The sequence below is a fragment of the Mucilaginibacter ginsenosidivorans genome, from assembly GCF_007971025.1.
Taxonomy (GTDB): domain Bacteria; phylum Bacteroidota; class Bacteroidia; order Sphingobacteriales; family Sphingobacteriaceae; genus Mucilaginibacter; species Mucilaginibacter ginsenosidivorans.
Genome location: NZ_CP042436.1, coordinates 274816 through 293265 on the forward strand (window position 1 = coordinate 274816; position 18450 = coordinate 293265).

The following is an 18450-nucleotide window of genomic DNA, read 5'->3' on the forward strand; positions in this document are numbered from 1 at the left end:
AACACTTTTTAACACATACATGCCAAGATTTAACATCTTGGTATTGAATAGCTTGTTAATTTTGACTTACCAAATTTAAACAATCCAATGAAACAACGTTTTTTAAAACCCGGCTTTGAGGCTGTTTTTGCGCTGAGTATCATCGCGATCCTTGGCTTGCCTCCCCTGGTTTTCGCCCAGAAAAACAGGGATATAGAAATAAAGATAGCCAATGGCGATACCATTGTAAACGGGAAAAAGATAAGTGAACTTTCGCCGGCGGAGCGGAAGCAGGCTATGAAAGATATTGACCACCTGAGCGACACGTTTATGGGCGATCACGCCCGTAACCGCGTGTTTATCCGGAGAAGAAATCCGGACGATACCAGCAAAAGGGATATCATCATAGAAAGGCGCAGGTTTAACGATGGCGATATGGCACGGGTAATGCCTTTTGACGACTCAACGCGAAACAAATTTTTCAAGTTCCGTTTCAGAGGACCTGACGGCAAGGACTCGCTATTCACTTACAACTTCAGGATGAACGACAATTTCGGTAAAATGCGGGAATGGGATGGCGATGATTTTATGCGCGGTGATGAGATGATGAGAAGACGTATGCCCATGATGATGGAACGCATGCATCGCCGCAATAGCCAAAGTTTCAATTATAGCAATACCGGCAGCGATGGTATAAGCACGCATATCGGCTTTAACATATCTGACGCATCGCCCGAAAGAACAAAGAAAATAACCGGGGTGGAAAAGGCCGACCTTGAGCTGAAGGACCTGACCCTGGTGCCTGAATTCTCGTCAGGCAAGACCCTGCTTACCTTCAGTCTTACTGCGCACACAGGCGCCGATGTGAAGTTAACCGACAACGACGGCAAGGTGATCTGGAACGATAAAGCCGCAAACGGCAGCTTCAGCAAAAGCTTTCCATTGCCTTTGAACGGATTGTATCTCCTCGAAGTAAAACAAGGCAGTAAAGTGGCTTTGAAGAGGATAATCAAGGAAGACTAGTTTTTAGTCGGCAGTTGGCATTTAGATATATATCTAAAGAAAAAGGAGATTTTCTATCTGAAAATCTCCTTTTTTATGCTGCTAACCGTAAACTTAAAACTGCCAACTTCTTAAAACGGCAGATCGTCTTCTTCTGGTGTCGAACTCAGGTCAACCGGTGGTGCATATTCGGGCACAGTATTGTTATTGGCGCCTGCTAACACGTTCACTTTCCATAGCTGCAGCGAGTTGAAATAGCTTTTCTTGCCCGACTTGTCGGTCCATGGGCGGCCGCGCAAATTAAAAAACACTTCGATGTCATCGCCAACACGAAGGTTGTCCAGCAAGTTGCAGCGGTCCTGTATCGCTTCAAATTTTAAGTATTCAGGATACTGTGGATTCTCGATATATTCTACTATCAGTTCTCTCTTTTTTAATGAGTCCGTTACCTGAACGGTTGGCGCAACTTCATGTACTTTGCCCTTAATTTCCATATCTTCTAATAATTTAAAATGTAAAGTTAATGGTTATGCTATAAAATCGGGGTATTAAATTCATAAATTCGCCAACAATTTATGGAAGTTTTCCACACCGACAGCAGGATCGTTATTACCTGCAATAAACGCCTTTCACCCTACCTGCAAAAGGAGGTTGAAGAGCTTGGTTTTACACCCACAAGGGTATTCCAGACCGGTATTGAACTGAAAGGCACGGTCAATGATTGCATTGCCCTGAACCTGAATTTGCGCTGCGCCAGCCAGGTTATTTACCTGCTCAAAAGCTTTACCGCTGCCCATCCGAAGGCGCTTTATGAGGGCCTATTGGAGATAGAATGGGAAAAGCTGATCGATTTTACAGGCTATTTTTCTGTTACATCCAATGTTAATAACGAGCATATCACGACACCGCTTTTTGCTAACGTAAAAGTGAAAGATGCGATAGTCGACCGTATCAAGGATAAGAAAGGCATTCGGCCCAACTCCGGTTCCGATCAAAATAAAACCGTCATCCACCTGTATTGGCAGGACGACCGCGCCGAGATATTTTTAGACACATCGGGCGAGACATTGGCCAAGCATAGTTACCGCAAAATACCTGGCAAAGCACCCATGCTTGAAGCGCTGGCCGCAGCTACCATAATGGCCACCAACTGGGACCGCAAAAGCACTTTTATCAATCCCATGTGCGGCTCGGGCACGCTGGCGATAGAAGCCGCTCTGCTGGCAACTGATAAAAGCCCGGGCTTCTTCAGGATGAATTACGGCTTTATGCACATCATAGGATACGAAGAAGAAGTATTTTTTACTGAGCGCCGCAAGTTAAAGGACAAAGCGACAAAACAAATCGATTTCAAAATAATCGCTACCGATATTTCAGCCGATGCTGTTGACATTGCACAGAAAAATGCCCGAACAGCGGGTGTAGAACATTTGATCGAATTTAACGTTTGTGATTTTGCCGACACTATGGTGCCGGAAGAAAAAGGAATTGTTATGTTTAATCCCGAATATGGCGAAAGACTGGGTGTACATAACAAACTGGAGGCTACTTACAAGCGTATCGGCGATTTTATGAAGCAGCAGTGCAAAGGCTACCGCGGCTACATATTTACAGGGAACCCTGACCTGGCAAAAAGGATAGGCTTGCAGGCTAAACGCCGGATAGAATTTTATAATGGAAAGCTTGATTGCCGCCTGCTTGAATACGAGCTTTATGAAGGCAGCAAACGCGAACCAAAAGAGACGCAACAACAATGAAAAAGTTATTCCCCCTGGTAATTACCTTACTTATTTCCGCTCATTGCTTCGCACAGGAAGATATCCCCTTCCCGTTCCAGGGGGGTAACAAGGTGATGATGCAGTTTTTCCAGGACAGCATAAAGCTCTCGCAGCGGATCATATTGAGCAAAGCCAGCGGCACGGTATTATTCAAGTTTTCGGCTGACGAACATGGCGATATGAAGAACCTGGTGATCTATTATGCCGACGATGCCGTGCTCGCCTCCCCGCTTATCGATGCGATGAAAAAAACAACCCACAAATGGATCATCCCGGAAAAGGAGAAACTGCACGATTTTATAATTCCTTTCCTGGTACGGTTTAAAGCGACGAACGATGATAACACCGAAACAACAGGCGCTATGCACAATTTCGAGGTAAAGCGTAAGCCGATAGTCGCTCGCGACCAGATCCCGCTAAACCAGGCTACGTTGCTTCCCGCAGTTACCATCAGTTACGATGCCGGAAAATAATTTTCTTAATTAGAAATCCGCAGCACAACTTCATTCCGTATATGTTTAACCAGACCTGTTAAACGTATGAATGTTATGAAGGATAAACTGAATTTAAAAATCAGGCAGGTTGCTGCCAACATCCGCAAGATAAGGGAGCACCGGAATTACACACAGGAATACCTGGCAGCTAAACTGCGCATTTCCCAAAATGCGTATAGCAAAATAGAGTTAGGCTACACCAAAATAACTGTCGAAAGACTGCTGCAGATAGCAGAAATATTGGAAACAGACCCGGTGGAGATTTTAACTAATGCCGAAGCGGATATTTTAAGGGCCGTTTAAGCTGTTTCCGTTATTTTTGCGGACCAAAAGCAAAAATATGGATAACCAGGCTATTATTAATAAAACTGTTTCCTTCGTACAAAAAACCCTCGAAAAAGCTGAAGGAGGGCACGACTGGTGGCACATTCACCGCGTGTGGACCAATGCCCGTCGCATAGCCCAAACCGAAGAATGTGATATAATGGTAGTTGAACTGGCTGCCTTGTTACACGATATTGCCGATGCCAAATTTCACAATGGTGATGAAGAGGTTGGGCCGGAAACCGCCGGTAAGTTTTTAAAAAACATCGGTGTGGATGAAAATACCGTCATCCACGTGCAGCAGATCATCCGGCATATCTCATTTAAGGCCGGGTTTGATAAAGCCACATTTTACTCGAAAGAATTGGCCGTGGTGCAGGATGCCGACCGCCTTGATGCCATTGGCGCTATTGGGATAGCAAGGGCTTTCAGCTACGGTGGTTTTAAAGGCCGCGAAATATACAACCCCAATATCGAGCCCAACCTGAACATGAGCAAGGACGAATACAAAAAATCTTCGGCGCCCAGCATCAACCATTTTTACGAAAAATTGTTGCTCTTGCGGGATAAAATGAACACCGCAACTGGTAAGGCCATTGCACAGCAGCGCCATCAGTTTATGGAGCAATATCTCACCCAATTCTATAGCGAAGTAAAATTTAGTTAAATATTTTTAGATTAGTCTAAATTTTTTATTAGATTTGCCTAACAATGGCTTAGCGGCTTTAACACAGGCTTAATGCTGCGGCTATATCTTAGCGCGATTTATGAAGAAAACTATATTCCTGCTTACCGGCATCCTACTTGTAACCATCGCATCAGCGCAGGATACCGCCACGCGGCAATTTTTTAATTTCCATTTCCAGCAGACCGTAATTACACAATACAAACCGGCGTTCCGCGCACCTTATAGTGGTTTGAACAGCCTCTCGGTAAATGAAGAGACGCAAAGTTCTTTAACCTCCACCCTCTATGGCGGGGCAAGGTTATGGAAGGGAGCTGAAGCCTATTTTAACCCGGAAATATCGGGCGGGGCAGGTTTAAGTAAAACGCTGGGTGTTGCGGGCTTCCCAAATGGCGAGACATTTCGCGTTGGCGCTACCGAACCTAAGATATACATCGCAAGGCTATACCTGAAGCAAACATTTGAATGGGGCAGCGAAAAAGACACGCTGGATGATGACATTAATCAATTAGCGGGGATACGGAGTAACCGTTACTTTTCCGTCTCGGCGGGTAAATTCGGCATGGCTGATTTTTTTGACGGCAACCAATTTAGTCATGACCCACGCACCCAGTTTATGAACTGGGCATTGATGGACAATGCTGCCTGGGACTATCCCGCCAACACCCGGGGTTATGTTTTAGGCGCCACTGCCGAATTGGGCCAGCCCAACTGGACGCTGCGTTTTGCTTTTACCATGGTTACCACCCAGGCAAATGAATCGGTATGGGACTCGAAGATCGGCAAAGCCAACAGCCAAACCATCGAGTTTGAAAAACGGTACAGCCTGTCGGGGCAAAAAGGAGCTGTGCGGCTATTGGCGTTCCGTAATAATGGCAAGTTCGGGAATTACAACCAGGCAGTGCTTCAAAACCCCAATGCGCCCGATGTGGATATGACCCAGCAATATGGTCGCCACAAATACGGCTTCGGCATCAGTGCGGACCAATACCTGGCTAACGGCTTCGGCGTATTTGCCAAAGCAAGCTACAACGACGGCCATACCCAAACCTGGTTCTTTACCGAAATAGACCATTCGCTCAGTTTTGGAGCCGTACTGAAAGGAAACTCGTGGAAGCGCAGCGACGACGAGCTTGGACTGGCGTTTATTGCCAATGGCCTCTCACCCGACCATAAGAACTACCTGGCCGCCGGCGGTTATGGCTTTTTGATCGGCGACGGCCAACTCAATTATTCATCCGAACTGATCGCAGAAGCTTATTACAAAGTGAATGCCTTCCAGAAAAAGTTATGGATAAGTCCCGATTACCAGTTCATCCTGCACCCTGCTTATAATGCCGACCGCGGGCCGGTGAGTGTACTTGGACTAAGGGTACATGTGGGTTTTTAGAAACCGCGGTTGTTTTGGTAATACCTCAAAATGGTATGAAATAGCTCCTCATTATTGCCTCTCACAAGAGACAAATCGATTTCAAACAAGCTTGTTGTCCAATTTCGGGTGGCCCATCGGTACCAACGTGTAAAGGGGTTTCTCAACTACATTAAATAACCTTTCCTATCCGTCTCCCTTACTTTGATAGTTACGTAATACGATTTTAAGGGTATTAACGCGTCTCCGCCCGTACTTGACAGATATTATACATCATTAACATCTCTCCATTTTATAGTGTAATCACTTCCGGTAATAGTAATCGACTCATTTGATAATATTAGCGCAGGCCTCAATAGCAGCATCAGAAATGTTGTACGTACCGGGGTTCGTATAATTAAAATGCAGAAAATTGTCATGATCCAGAATATAGGTCTATGGATCAGAAGGGCTATTGCAATGCCATGGGTTAGCCAATAATACAATAAGGGTACATTAACTACGAATAAGGTCGGTCGTACCGGGCTAAACTCAAATCTCTCCTGTTCCATTAGTTTATGATATAGGGCTTAGGCTATTCGATAAATATTATCATATTATTTCAACCACTAATGTAATAATTCATAGATAGATTCGTCTTATTTTTGCATACTTGCATCTGTTCACAACATGAAAAGAATATATCCCCTGCTACTATTTTTATTTTTTGCCACCTGCACATTCGCCCAGGTTAAGGAGCAAACAGTAACCAAATCATCAGTTGTATTCCATATTAAAAACCTGGGATTTACTGTCGACGGCACCCTGGCCGGTTTTAAAGGAGAAGTAAAGTTCGATCCTGCCGACCTGGCGGCCAGTTCTATTACCGCATCGGTTGATGTGAATACCATCGACACCGATAACGGAACGCGCAACGATCATTTGAAAAGCGACAATTATTTCGACGTTGCAAAATATCCTGACATTAGCATGAAATCTGTTTCGTTCAAACATAACAGCGGCAGCAACTATACAGGTACCTTCAGCCTCACCATAAAGGACAAGACCAATACCATCGCCGTTCCGTTTACTTATACCGAATCAGTATCCGGTGCTGAATTTAAAGGAAATTTCCAGATACAGCGCACTACCTATGGCGTGGGTGGCAAAAGCCTGGTCATGTCAAACGATGTGAAGGTTGACATCAGCATAACTACTACTAAGTAAACTCCCGCACGCCACAGGGTAATAATTTGATAACGTTAACTTAACGGGAGGCTAAGCATTTGGCAAACTTGTAATTGCATACAAATCGTAACTTTACTGTATGAAATTACGCGTCCTGGTATTCATTAATGCCGCCGCTGTGGCTATTACGGTTTCGGCGGTTAACTACTATTTTAAGCATAGCTGGTACGATGTCAGCGTCACCTTTGGGCTTACCTTAACCATCAGCTTTGTTACCTTTTATATCCTGCTCGAAAAATATATCTATTCCAAGATCAAGATCATTTATAAGCTGATACACAATTTGAAACTCGGGCGCGACCTGCGTGATGCGCTTGGCGAGCATGTAAGCGCCGACCCGATAAACGACGTGGAGCAGGAAGTGCAGGAATGGGCCCGGCAGAAAAAGTCTGAAATCGATGACCTGCGTAAACAAGAGAAATTCAGGAGGGATTTCCTGTCGAATATCTCCCATGAATTTAAGACACCCCTGTTCGCCATACAGGGCTATATAGATGCCATTGTAGATGACGATTTTGAGGACACCGATATGGCCAGGCAATTCCTCGATAAGGCCTCAAAAAATGTCGACCGGCTCAGTTACCTCATTAAAGACCTGGACGAAATATCAAAGCTCGAAACAGGCGAGATCCCCATCAATTACACCAAATTCAAAATAAACGACCTGATCAGAGAAGTGTTCGAATCGCTTGAAATGAAAGCAGCGGAACATCATATAAAGCTGGTATTCAAACAAAAGTACGACGAGCCTATCCTGGTAAATGCCGACAGGGAAAAAATAAGACAAGTGCTGGTGAACCTCATCGACAACTCATTCAAGTATGGCAAGGAAGAAGGAAGCACCTCTGTGAGCCTGTTTGAACTGCACGACCAGGTATTGGTGGAAGTTACGGACGATGGCATAGGTATCGAGGAAAAATATCTGCCCCGCCTTTTCGAGCGTTTTTTCCGGACGGATACGAGCCGTTCAAGACAGATCGGGGGATCGGGCCTGGGGCTTGCCATTGTAAAGCATATAGTTGAGGCCCACCAGGAAACCATCAATGTCCGCAGTACCGAGGGGCTGGGGTCGACGTTCGGCTTCACCCTTCAAAAAGCTAAACAGGGTATTCCGTTCCCGACTATTCCTGTTTTAAATAGTTAACATTAACTTAACATTGCAAACATTACCTTTGCAAAAATTTAACATAGCGCCATACCATCTGACCCTACATATCTATAAAAAATGTCACTGAACAGCATCTTCCAGTATTTTGTGCCTAAGGATAAGAAAATATTTTTCCCCTTATTTGAGCAGGCTGCCAACAATGTGGTTGCCATGTCGAATTGCCTTGTCGAAGCGGTCAATTCAGCCAGTCCTGTTACGCGCGAGGAGTTGTACAAACAGATAGACAAGCTTGAGAACAGGGGCGACGAGATAACCCACCAGATATATCTTGAGCTCGGCAAGAACTTTATCACCCCGTTCGACCGGGAGGACATCCACTCGCTGGCAACCGCAATTGATGATGTAGCCGACAATATACAGGGTGCTGCCAACCGGATGTTGCTTTACCGCATCGACGACCTGAACGATCATATCAAAAAACTTTGCGAGTTGATACAACAGGCCAGTATCGACCTGGAAAAAGCGATAAAGGAATTAAAAGATCTGCGCAACGTGCGCAATATTGCCGATTCCTGCATCAGGATAAACAGCGTGGAAAACCAGGCCGATTACGTATTTGACCGCGCGGTTGCCGACCTTTTTCTTTACGAGACCGATGCTATCCGGCTGATCAAATACAAAGAGATACTATCTGTGCTTGAAACGGCTACTGACCGCTGCGAAGATGCAGCCAATGTTATGGAATCAATTTTAGTTAAAAACGCCTGATTTGAGTAAATGATAACAAGCTCCCTCGTACTCGTAATTTGCCTGGCGCTACTATTTGATTATACCAACGGTTTTCACGATGCTGCAAACTCCATTGCCACCATCGTTTCAACCAAAGTGCTTACGCCTTTCCAGGCGGTGCTTTGGGCCGCAGCATTTAACTTCCTCGTTTTCTTTTTTGTGAAAGAACATAATGTTGCCAAAACGGTATCTAAAATTGTAAATGAGCACTTTGTAACCCTCCATGTGTTACTTGCCGGCCTTATAGCTGCGATAAGCTGGAACCTGATAACCTGGTGGTTTGGCATACCGTCAAGTTCGTCGCATACTTTGATTGGCGGTTTTGCGGGCGCCGGTATTACCAATGCACTTTATATGGGTGCAAATGGCATTAGCGCCATCAACCTGAAACTGGTACTCACTACTATCGCCTATATCGTGCTGGCGCCATTGATCGGGCTTATTATCGGCTATATTGTTACCATAATTGTGCTTCACCTTAGCAAAAGCGCTCGGCCCGCCTCGGCCGAAAAGTGGTTCAAAAGGCTGCAGCTATTATCATCTGCAGCACTTAGCTATGCGCATGGCGGCAACGACGCGCAAAAGGTGATGGGTATTATCTATGTAGCGCTGATAGCGGCAAAAGTGATTGGTACCGGCAGCGCGATGCCCGAATGGATACCGCTTGCCTGTTATTCGGCCATAGCTTTGGGTACGCTTTCCGGCGGTTGGAAGATCGTGAAAACCATGGGCTCCCGTATTACCAAAATTACACCGCTTGAGGGCGTAAGCGCAGAATCGGCCGGCGCCATTACCCTGTTTTTTACACAGTATTTTGGTATTCCTGTTTCTACTACGCATACCATAACCGGTTCTATTATCGGTGTTGGGCTTACCAAGCGCCTGTCGGCGGTGCGCTGGGGCGTCACCATAAACCTGGTTTGGGCTTGGATAATAACCATCCCGGTTTCGGCGTTAATTGCTGCGGGTGTGTTTGCTTTGTTACGGGCGATAGCCTAAATTAGCTTCATCTAATTTTACCTGTTTATGAAAAAAGCATTCCTGCTGTGCGGGCTATTGGCTATCAGCATTTCCCTTTCAAGTTTTGATGGTTTTAAGCCTGCGCCTGCAAAAGTCTCCTTACAAAGCGGCCCATCAGTTTTGGAAATAGGCGGCGCATTAAAGCAAGCGCTTGAGCAGGGCACTGCTAAAAGCTCGGACCAGTTATCGGCGGTAAATGGCTTTTTTGGGAATGCCGCTGTAAAAATACTTTTCCCGCCGGAAGCACAAAAGGCTGAAAGCACCCTGCGCAGGCTTGGTATGAACAAGCTATGCGACAATGTGATCCTCTCGCTAAACCGCGCTGCCGAAAGTGCCGCAAAGGAAGCAAAGCCGATATTTATTGCCGCTATTAAGAAAATGACACTGAAGGATGTAAGCGATATTTTGATGGGTCAGAAGGATGCCGCTACACAATATTTTAAACGGACGACAACCGCTGAATTGGCGGCCAAATTTAAGCCGGTGATAAAAGTGAACCTGGATAAGGTTGGCGCAACAAAATATTATGGGACCGCAGCTTCTGAATATAACAAACTGCCGTTTGTTAAACATATGAATCCTGATATTTCGGACTATGCCACGCAAAAAACAATTGATGGTTTGTTTTTGGAGATAGCAAAGGAAGAATTAAATATCCGCCAAAACCTTACTGCACGGTCGACCCCGCTGATGCAAAAGGTATTTACGTTTGCACAAAAGGCAACCAAATAGGCCTATTTGAATACCACGGTCAGTTTTACTTCGTGGGTTTGTCCATCTGCACTACCGGACCAGCCGGGCCCGGTTATCAGCAGGTCGACGGCCTTTTTATCGGCAGCGGCGCTGAGGCTTTTCAATATTTTGAAATTATTCAGGTTGCCCTGCCCGTCCACGGTTAGCGAAAGATCCACCTTTCCGGCCTGCCCATCCGATGCTACCGCGTTTTTATCAAGATAATCATTAAGTGCCTTCCAACCCGCGCTTGGGTGCGCGTCATCTGCAGACTTAGTATTGTTCCTGTTCCGTTTATCATTGCTGGTAACTTCTTCCTTGAGCGCGCTGCCCGCGGGCGTAAGTGCCACGTTAATGGAATCGCCTGTGCCGGTCAGGTTGACTTTTTTGGTATCATAGCCAAGGTAGCCCACAATAAGGCTCCTTTTTTCCGGCACATCGTGCAGTACAAACCTGCCGTTCGCATCCGTAACCGCGCCAAAATTAGACCCGGCGATCTTCACAATGGCGCCAACCAAAGGTCCATTGCCACCGGCAGAGGTTATGATACCTGTCAGCGTGCTTTTATTCGACGGCTTGATGTCCAGTCCTTCAACCTTGCTTGTCAACAGTGTCTCCGGGCTTGCTTTTGAATTCGGCTTAGCCGCACTCACGCTTGCCACATCATTTTTATACTTAGCATCCGCTTTTTGACTCTGCACAACTACTTCGTTCAGCGATGCCTTCGGTTCATTAAGCTTTATGTCCGCCGCAGCGGGTGCCGGCATATTTGCGTATCCCTCAGATTCCGCAGCCGCAGGTTTTTTTTTGACAAACAGACTTGTGTCTGTTTTTACAGCGGCTGCAATAACCTGTTTACTTTTTCCCGTTTTTACACTAACATCCTTATCGGTCGCTATCGCCGGCGCAGCAAATACAGGCGGTTGATTTTTAGCAATTGATTCATTTTCCGCCGGTTTAAGTGTATCCGCTATGTACGGCGATGTGGCAGGCGCTGGCGCAGCCCTTACAGCTTGCTTTTCTTCTTTTTTCGGTTTGATCGCTTCAGCTATTACATTCTTTTTTGCCGGTTCATCTTTGGTAGCTAACCATATCCCAACCCCAATAATGATCAGCACCGATGCAGCCGCCCAAAGCGGAATCCACATCGGTCTGACTTTTTTATCAGTGCGGTCCTGTAAACGCTGCTCCAGTTCGGCCATGTTGTTTTTTTGATCCCTGCCCGCCGCTTCATACCCTTCCAATGCATCCGCCAGGAAAGGGTCGTCAAGCGCGCCTCGTTCCAGTTGGTGCATGGCGCGCGCGTCCAGCTGCCCGTCCAGGTACTTTCTTATTTGCGATATGTCGTCCTTGTGCTTACTCACGGTTCTTCTCCAGGCAGATCTTCAGGTTACGCTTGCCATTTTGTATGTAGCTTTTTACATCATTCATGCTATAACCGGTCGCTTCCACCACCTCCTTATAACTTTTTTCTTCCAAATAAAAGAGTTGTACGCTATGTCTTTGTCCTTCGGTCAGCTTTTTCATGCAACGTTCCAAAGCGTTTAATATCTCTTCTTTATTATTGTTTTCCTCAGGATGCAAAAATGGGGTAAATTCCATAACCTCATCGAGCGAAACTTCCTCCATCTTTTTTCCCGAGCGTAATTGCATCAGGCAATAATTGCGGCCCAATACGTACACCCAGCTCCTGAATTGTTTAATATCGTGTTGCTTAACTTTTATAATCAGTTCTTCAAATATACCCATTACTGCGTCTTTTGCAGCTTCCTCATCTTTCAGGTATTTCAGGCAGACCCCGTATAACAAAGGCATATATCTTTCAAAAAGTGCGCCTAAAACCGACAGGTCGCCGCTTTGGCGGTAGCTCTCCAACAACGCTTCATCATCCGTACTTCCTGACTTAACCGTCCTTTTGAAAAACTTCATTGCAACGGGCAAAATAAAATTTTTCATCGGCTTATGGAAATTGGTTCGATGCTGCATCATTAAGGAAAAACACAACAAATGAAAAAGCTAATCCTCATCCCTTTGATCATAGCGGCTTTTGCAGCATTCAAATGCAACGCCGTTCGCCACATACACGGAAAAGTATTGGGCAGCGATGATAAACTACCTATCCCCGGTGCCAGTGTTACCATAAAAGGCGCCAAAATTGCTACGCAAACCAATAGCGCCGGCGTGTACAATATTGATGTTACTGACGAGCACGCAAGTCTTGTTTTCAGCTTTGTGGGTTACCAATCGCAAACAGTAGCTGTTGGCAAAAGCGATAGTTTGGATGTTTATTTAAAACCATCCAATACTTCGTTGAATGAAGTGGTAGTTGTCGGTTATGGAGTACAACGTAAACAATCCGTAACAGGAAGCGTCGCCACCATACAGCCTGAGGCTAACGCCGATGTTGCGGTAGTTTCGGCGCCAACAATGTTGCAGGGAAAGGTTAGTGGAGTAAGCGTGAATTCGCAAAATCCCCCGAAAGCAGCCGACATGAGTGTTTACAAATATTCCGTCAACAATTCCATCGCGAAAGCAAAAGCAAACAACCCAGGCTATTATACCGGCAACACGGGCGACGAAAGTTATAAGGCTATCAACGAGAACGGTTTTACAAACGCCAAAGATGTTCCCTTGTCTACCTTTTCTGTCGACGTCGACGCTGCTTCCTACAGCAACGTAAGGCGCTTTATCAACAACGGCCAGTTGCCGCCGGTTGACGCTGTTCGCGTTGAGGAAATGATCAACTATTTTAAATACGACCTGCAAGGCCCATCCAACGGCGATCCGGTAGCTATTACTACCGAAACTTCGTCGGCACCATGGAATAACAATCACCGTTTGGTGCGCATCGGCTTAAAGGCCCGCACTATCGATATGAGCCATCTGCCGCCATCGAACCTCGTGTTCCTGATCGACGTATCCGGATCGATGGATGAGCCTAACAAGTTGCCGCTGGTAAAAGCAGCAATGAAAATGCTGACCGATCAGCTGAGGGCGCAGGACAGGGTTGCCATCGTGGTTTATGCCGGTAACGCCGGGTTAGTGCTGCCGTCGACCACGGGCGATAAAAAATCAGATATCTATAATGCCATAGATAATTTAAGCGCAGGCGGATCGACAGCCGGTGGCGCAGGGCTTAAGCTGGCGTACAAAATAGCCCGCGAAAACTTTCGTAAAAACGGCAATAACCGAATTATAATGGCCACTGATGGTGACTTTAATGTTGGCGATTACAGCGACGGCGATATGGAAACTTTGATAACCCGCGAACGCTCAAGCAATGTACCGCTAACCATTATGGGCTTTGGCAAGGGCAATTACAAAGATAGCAAGATGGAAACCCTCGCCGACAAGGGCAACGGTAACTATGCCTACATCGATAACCTTACCGAGGCGCGCAAAACCCTTATTGATGAATATGGCGGTACCATGTTTATGGTGGCCAAGGATGTGAAATTACAGGTCGAATTTAATCCCGGCAAAGTACAGGCCTACCGCCTGGTGGGTTACGAGGACCGCCTGCTGAAAAAGGAAGATTTTAACAACGATACAAAAGATGCCGGCGATATGGGCTCGGGCCACACGGTGACTGCCTTGTACGAGATAGTTCCGACAGGTGTAGCCGATGATTACAGCGCCAGTGTTGACCCGCTGAAATACCAGCAACCCAAAAACAATCCTTCAATACCGTATTCAGACGAACTGATGACGGTGAAATTCCGGTACAAAGAACCCGGATCGGACTACAGCAAGATGAGTGTGGCTGTAGTGAAGGACAGGCCGGCATCTTTTAACAGCACTACTGCCGATTTCAGGTTTGCATCGGCAGTGGCCGAATTCGGAATGCTGCTGCGCAACTCGCAGTTTAAGCAACACGCCACTTTCGACCAGGCCATCAGCATTGCCCAGGGCGCCAAAGGACACGATGAAGGCGGCTACCGGTCTGAATTTATTCGCCTTGCCGAAACTGCTAAATCACTCGCTAACAGCGCCAGTTATACAACAACGTACTAAACCAAACCTTCACTTTTCTTTTAACAAACCTAAACCTTAAGCGACCCCGGACCACCGGGGCCGCTTTTTTGTTAGCCCACCGATGCAAACGCCTCTAAATACTTATTAATATAAATCTGCTTAGTCCGGGCTTTATATTGCATAATGAACCGCGGATGTTCCAGCGCGATGACTTTATCAAAGAAATGGTATTTGTCGTTCAGCTTGCGTAGGTAACTCTCATTCTTTCCGGTACCAAAGCAGAAAACGACATCGGTTTTTACCCCCAGTCCTATTTGCGTACGAACATTTTCTGTAATAAAATCGCTGACGGCGGCGGCCAGTGCAGGGTTGTCATAATAATTGTAATTCTTCTCCCTGCCTTTTTCGTCTGCTGATGTAAAGCCAAGCGGGCAAAGGGAATTGATATAGAATTTCCCGTAAAACTGCTCCGGTCCGCCGTAGGCATTGATCATCTCATACACAAATACCGATGACGGCTCATGGGTTACTTTGCCCTGATACGGAATATGGCATTCCGACACCAGCCGTTTCGGGTCAGTAAACGGCACCCCGGTAAGCCCCGCCCCGAACCTGCCGGGATTAATGCCCATGATCAGGTGTCTCGGGTTAGCATCACTGTAATACTTCCTGTAAAATGCTTCGCTGATGATCTTAGTTTGTTCAAACTCCCGGAACGGATTCATTATCCGGATACCTTCGGGCAGGGTAGGCCCGGTATAGTGGAGGTTCTCATTAAACCGGATAACTTTTTCAGCAAACGTCATGGGTTAAATATATAAAAGAAAGAGCTCCTGATGGGCAGGAACTCTTTGCAACCAATTATAAAACCTAAATTATGAGAAGAGAGGATAGCAATCATGGCCCCGAACCATCGTGCGCCCCGACCGGCGAATTGTATGATGCAAACATAATAATAAATTATATAATTCCTATAGATATTATAGGATTTATTTAAAATACATTAACAACGTTCCTAACCAAGCAATTTTGTCTTAAATGAAGGCGTTCAATTCATTTCAGCCGGGAATACCAGTTTAAATTTGCTGCCAACGCCCTCCTCCGAACTTACTTCGATGGTTATATGATGAAAATCGGCGATAGACTTTACAATGGGCAGCCCCAGTCCAAAGCTATCCTGTTGTAACGACCGCGTGAACTTTTTAAACCGGTTAAAAATATGCGGCAATTGCTCGCTACTGATGCCTATGCCGGTATCGGCTATCTCGATCATCCGTAGCTTATTTTCGACCCTACCAATTATCGTTATCGACCCGCCCTCTTTATTATATTTTATAGCATTATTAACAAGGTTAAATACAAGGTTGAACAGCAGGAATTTATTGACCTTATGCAACTCCCAATCGGCCGGAACATCGATCTCGCAATGGATGTTACGCTGTTGCAGGCGGATGGATATTTCGTCGTGTACCTCGTTCAGCAACTCCGCCACATTTACCTTATCCTCCTTCAAAAACTGTTCGTTCTCTATCTGCGATATTAGTAGCAGGGTTTTGGTGATACTTTTCAGCCGGTTCAATATCCGTTGCAGTTCAAGCAGCCGCTCCTTTACCTCGTCGGTAATATCCTCGCTGCCAAACATATTCTCGATCTTCGATTGCAGGATAGATATCGGCGTCATCAGTTCGTGCGAAGCATTCGAAATAAATTCCCGCTCCTTCTGAAAAGTGCTCTCGATGGTTTGTATCATCTTATGAATGCTGATATCAAGGTGCTCAAAATCAGATGTGGTGGTTCTTACTTTGCGGTAAGGCGTTCGCAGGGGGAATTTATGCCCTATCAGCTTCGTCCGGATGATCTTATTCAGCGGCCGCAGGATGTAGGTCGAGTAAAACTGGTCGGCCAGGATGGTCAAAAGCACCATACCCAACAATATCTCAAAGGCTATGCTCTGCAGCGGTACGGTGGTCTCGTTTATCGTATCTATACTTTTTCCAATCTCCAGCAGGTAATTTTGCTTGCCGACTTTAAAATTATGGCTCAGGATACGGTACTGGATGGTATCGCCTTCTACAAGACGCCGTTCGTTCACAATGGTATCAATGTCCTCGTCGGCCGAATCCACATCCATACTCACATATTCTTCCTTCAGCAGGGCATTATAGCTGCCATAGCCCTCGCCGTCCTTAATGTAGGTACCTATACCCGATAGCTTCACCTGTTTCAGCACCTTGTCCTGCTGACGGCGTAACCAGTTGTCGGTATAATTACGGTTTATATTATGTATCAGGGCAGGCAAAAGCAACACAAACAATACCACTATTACCAGTTTCGAGATGGTATTGAAAAGTGTCAGTTTGGTGCCGAGCTTCAATTTGCTAACCGTTTACGTTTATCCTGTAACCCAATCCGCGTACGGTTTCCAGCCAGTCGGGCGGACCATAAGCGTTCAGTTTCTTCCTGATATTTTTGATATGCGCGTCAATGTAATTTGAATCGTAGTCGTCATTCACAATGCTGCCCCAAATATGCTCACTCAATTGAGAGCGGGTAAGTGTGCGGTTCTTATGCAGTAGCATGTAAGCTACCAGGTCAAACTCCTTTTTGGTAATACTACTTATCTGCGATGTGCCGTGCGAGATATTCCGGTTGGTCAGGTCGATGGCAAATTCGCCAAGCATGACAACTGAATTTTTTAGTCCGAACTTACGCCGTGTTATGGCCTGCATCCTGCTTTGCAGTTCAAGCAGCGAAAACGGTTTAGGCAGGTAATCATCCGCGCCCAGGTCCAGCCCCTTGATGCGGTCGTCCACCTCGGCGCGTGCGGTTAGTATGATACAGGCTGCTTCGGGGTTATATTTCTTTGCTTCCTTCAACAGGTCAAGGCCCTCATAATCGGGCAGGCCAAGGTCGATAAGAATAAAATCATACAGATTTGTGGCTATCCTTTCCGATGCAGTTTTACCATTGTAACAGGTATCGCAAATGTAGTTGTTGCCCTGTAGGAACAGTTCCATCTCGGTTGTCAGCGCCCTTTCGTCCTCAACTATCAAAACGTTCATAAGCTGTTAGTAAAAAAGGTAATAAAATGTCAGGTTAAAGAACGATTCACGATGGTTCTTTAATATCCCCTCAACGTTTACAGGTATCGAATATTTATAGGCAAATTCAAAAGTGTAGTGCGGCCTGTTATAGGCTATCGGCAGTTTCAGGCTGTAGTTCAGCATTTTGAATTCGCTGTTGTAGCCCGAATAGCTGTGTAAGGGCGGCGGCAGGTATGGGTCGTCAAGATCAAATTTACCGGGATGGTTTTGCGAATATTTCTGCACAAAGTTCTGTGTGCCCAGTATTATGGTAAAGCCAGGGTTGAACGACAGGTAGTCCTTGTCGTCGAAGATCCCAAAATTGCTTTCGAAATACTTCGAGTTATTGATGGTCATAAAAAAGTCGCTCGACTGGCCAAAAAGATAGTCGAGCACCACGCCCGTTTTCATTATTTTCCAGTCGTACGAGTTATTAAAGTTGATATCGTTGGATGATGCCGATTTGATTATGAGCGCATCCTTGTTGAAAATAAACCTGGTATAGCTAATGTTCCCGGTAAATTTTGGCGAAAAACGGTAAAAATATCCTCCGCCTGCATCGGTTTCATCGATCACCGGCGTGGAAGTAAATACTTTATAAAACGATCCGTACACAAAGAATCCCGACTTGGCATTGTAGATAATGTCCGAATTCATAAATGGATATTTTTGTGTCCCCGTCCGGCCAAAAAATTGGGCATCGCTGCCAAAGCTTACCCCTACCGACAGCGACTGCTTTCGGACAACAGTGTCGGTATCTGCAGATTTTTTTGGAACGGTATCGGCATAGTTACGGTAAGTACCGGCATTTACGTGCATGCTGATGAAAATGGAAAACAGAAGCAGGGGACAGGCGTATTTCATTGCTTTATCGCATGGTTAAAA

At 45.8% G+C, this 18450-nt stretch carries 19 protein-coding genes; 12 read left to right on the top strand and 7 right to left on the bottom strand.

From position 1 onward, the window contains the following. Positions 1 to 87: 87 nt before the first annotated feature. Positions 88 to 1002, top strand: a complete 915-nt coding sequence (locus FRZ54_RS01255) for a T9SS type A sorting domain-containing protein (RefSeq protein ID WP_147029841.1) — start codon at positions 88 to 90, stop codon at positions 1000 to 1002. 110 nt (positions 1003 to 1112) lie between these two features. Here FRZ54_RS01255 and FRZ54_RS01260 read toward each other — a convergent pair whose 3' ends face one another. After that, the gene (locus FRZ54_RS01260) at positions 1113 to 1475 is read right to left on the bottom strand and encodes a DUF3127 domain-containing protein (protein ID WP_147029842.1); all 363 of its coding nucleotides are present in this window, start codon (positions 1473 to 1475) and stop codon (positions 1113 to 1115) included. 81 nt (positions 1476 to 1556) lie between these two features. Here FRZ54_RS01260 and FRZ54_RS01265 point away from each other — a divergent pair, with 81 nt between their 5' ends. The 10 genes from FRZ54_RS01265 (at position 1557) to FRZ54_RS01310 (ending at position 10507) form a co-directional block, all read left to right on the top strand. Then, complete coding sequence (locus FRZ54_RS01265; RefSeq protein WP_147029843.1) at positions 1557 to 2738, top strand: THUMP domain-containing class I SAM-dependent RNA methyltransferase; 1182 nt, start codon at positions 1557 to 1559, stop codon at positions 2736 to 2738. Continuing rightward, entirely contained in the window at positions 2735 to 3232 is a 498-nt protein-coding gene (locus FRZ54_RS01270) for a hypothetical protein (protein WP_147029844.1), read from the top strand. The genes FRZ54_RS01265 and FRZ54_RS01270 overlap by 4 nt, the downstream gene beginning before the upstream one ends. A 75-nt stretch (positions 3233 to 3307) precedes the next feature. After that, positions 3308 to 3556 (top strand): helix-turn-helix domain-containing protein, encoded by a 249-nt coding sequence (locus FRZ54_RS01275; protein ID WP_147029845.1) that lies wholly within the window; start codon positions 3308 to 3310, stop codon positions 3554 to 3556. Positions 3557 to 3593: 37 nt separating this feature from the next. Then, entirely contained in the window at positions 3594 to 4244 is a 651-nt protein-coding gene (locus FRZ54_RS01280) for an HD domain-containing protein (RefSeq protein ID WP_147029846.1), read from the top strand. Between the two features lie 100 nt (positions 4245 to 4344). After that, entirely contained in the window at positions 4345 to 5652 is a 1308-nt protein-coding gene (locus FRZ54_RS01285) for a carbohydrate porin (protein ID WP_147029847.1), read from the top strand. 648 nt (positions 5653 to 6300) lie between these two features. After that, positions 6301 to 6837, top strand: a complete 537-nt coding sequence (locus tag FRZ54_RS01290; protein ID WP_147029848.1) for a YceI family protein — start codon at positions 6301 to 6303, stop codon at positions 6835 to 6837. A gap of 100 nt (positions 6838 to 6937) precedes the next feature. Beyond that, a complete protein-coding gene (locus tag FRZ54_RS01295) occupies positions 6938 to 8002 on the top strand; it encodes a sensor histidine kinase (protein ID WP_147029849.1) in 1065 nt (354 codons plus the stop codon). Positions 8003 to 8083: 81 nt separating this feature from the next. Continuing rightward, positions 8084 to 8734, top strand: a complete 651-nt coding sequence (locus tag FRZ54_RS01300; protein ID WP_147029850.1) for a DUF47 domain-containing protein — start codon at positions 8084 to 8086, stop codon at positions 8732 to 8734. 9 nt (positions 8735 to 8743) lie between these two features. Next, positions 8744 to 9754 carry an inorganic phosphate transporter gene (locus tag FRZ54_RS01305; protein WP_147029851.1) on the top strand — a complete coding sequence of 337 codons (1011 nt, stop codon included), beginning with the start codon at positions 8744 to 8746 and terminating at the stop codon, positions 9752 to 9754. A gap of 27 nt (positions 9755 to 9781) precedes the next feature. Next, positions 9782 to 10507, top strand: coding sequence for a DUF4197 domain-containing protein (locus FRZ54_RS01310; RefSeq protein WP_147029852.1), 726 nt, complete (start codon positions 9782 to 9784; stop codon positions 10505 to 10507). Between the two features lie 2 nt (positions 10508 to 10509). Here the strand turns inward: FRZ54_RS01310 and FRZ54_RS01315 are convergent, their stop codons facing one another. Together FRZ54_RS01315 and FRZ54_RS01320 are read right to left on the bottom strand one after the other, a co-directional pair. After that, on the bottom strand, positions 10510 to 11871 hold the full coding sequence (locus tag FRZ54_RS01315; RefSeq protein ID WP_147029853.1) for a carboxypeptidase-like regulatory domain-containing protein: 1362 nt from the start codon (positions 11869 to 11871) through the stop codon (positions 10510 to 10512). Then, positions 11864 to 12463 carry an RNA polymerase sigma factor gene (locus FRZ54_RS01320; RefSeq protein WP_228462599.1) on the bottom strand — a complete coding sequence of 200 codons (600 nt, stop codon included), beginning with the start codon at positions 12461 to 12463 and terminating at the stop codon, positions 11864 to 11866. The genes FRZ54_RS01315 and FRZ54_RS01320 overlap by 8 nt, the downstream gene beginning before the upstream one ends. A 51-nt stretch (positions 12464 to 12514) precedes the next feature. Here FRZ54_RS01320 and FRZ54_RS01325 point away from each other — a divergent pair, with 51 nt between their 5' ends. After that, positions 12515 to 14521, top strand: coding sequence for a vWA domain-containing protein (locus tag FRZ54_RS01325; protein WP_147029854.1), 2007 nt, complete (start codon positions 12515 to 12517; stop codon positions 14519 to 14521). Between the two features lie 71 nt (positions 14522 to 14592). Here the strand turns inward: FRZ54_RS01325 and FRZ54_RS01330 are convergent, their stop codons facing one another. From FRZ54_RS01330 to FRZ54_RS01345, 4 genes are all read right to left on the bottom strand, one after another. Further along, a complete protein-coding gene (locus tag FRZ54_RS01330; protein ID WP_147029855.1) occupies positions 14593 to 15288 on the bottom strand; it encodes an SMUG2 DNA glycosylase family protein in 696 nt (231 codons plus the stop codon). A gap of 242 nt (positions 15289 to 15530) precedes the next feature. Then, complete coding sequence (locus FRZ54_RS01335; protein WP_147029856.1) at positions 15531 to 16856, bottom strand: sensor histidine kinase; 1326 nt, start codon at positions 16854 to 16856, stop codon at positions 15531 to 15533. Between the two features lie 4 nt (positions 16857 to 16860). Continuing rightward, complete coding sequence (locus FRZ54_RS01340) at positions 16861 to 17544, bottom strand: response regulator transcription factor (RefSeq protein WP_147029857.1); 684 nt, start codon at positions 17542 to 17544, stop codon at positions 16861 to 16863. Between the two features lie 6 nt (positions 17545 to 17550). Further along, a complete protein-coding gene (locus tag FRZ54_RS01345; RefSeq protein WP_147029858.1) occupies positions 17551 to 18429 on the bottom strand; it encodes a hypothetical protein in 879 nt (292 codons plus the stop codon). Positions 18430 to 18450: the final 21 nt, after the last annotated feature.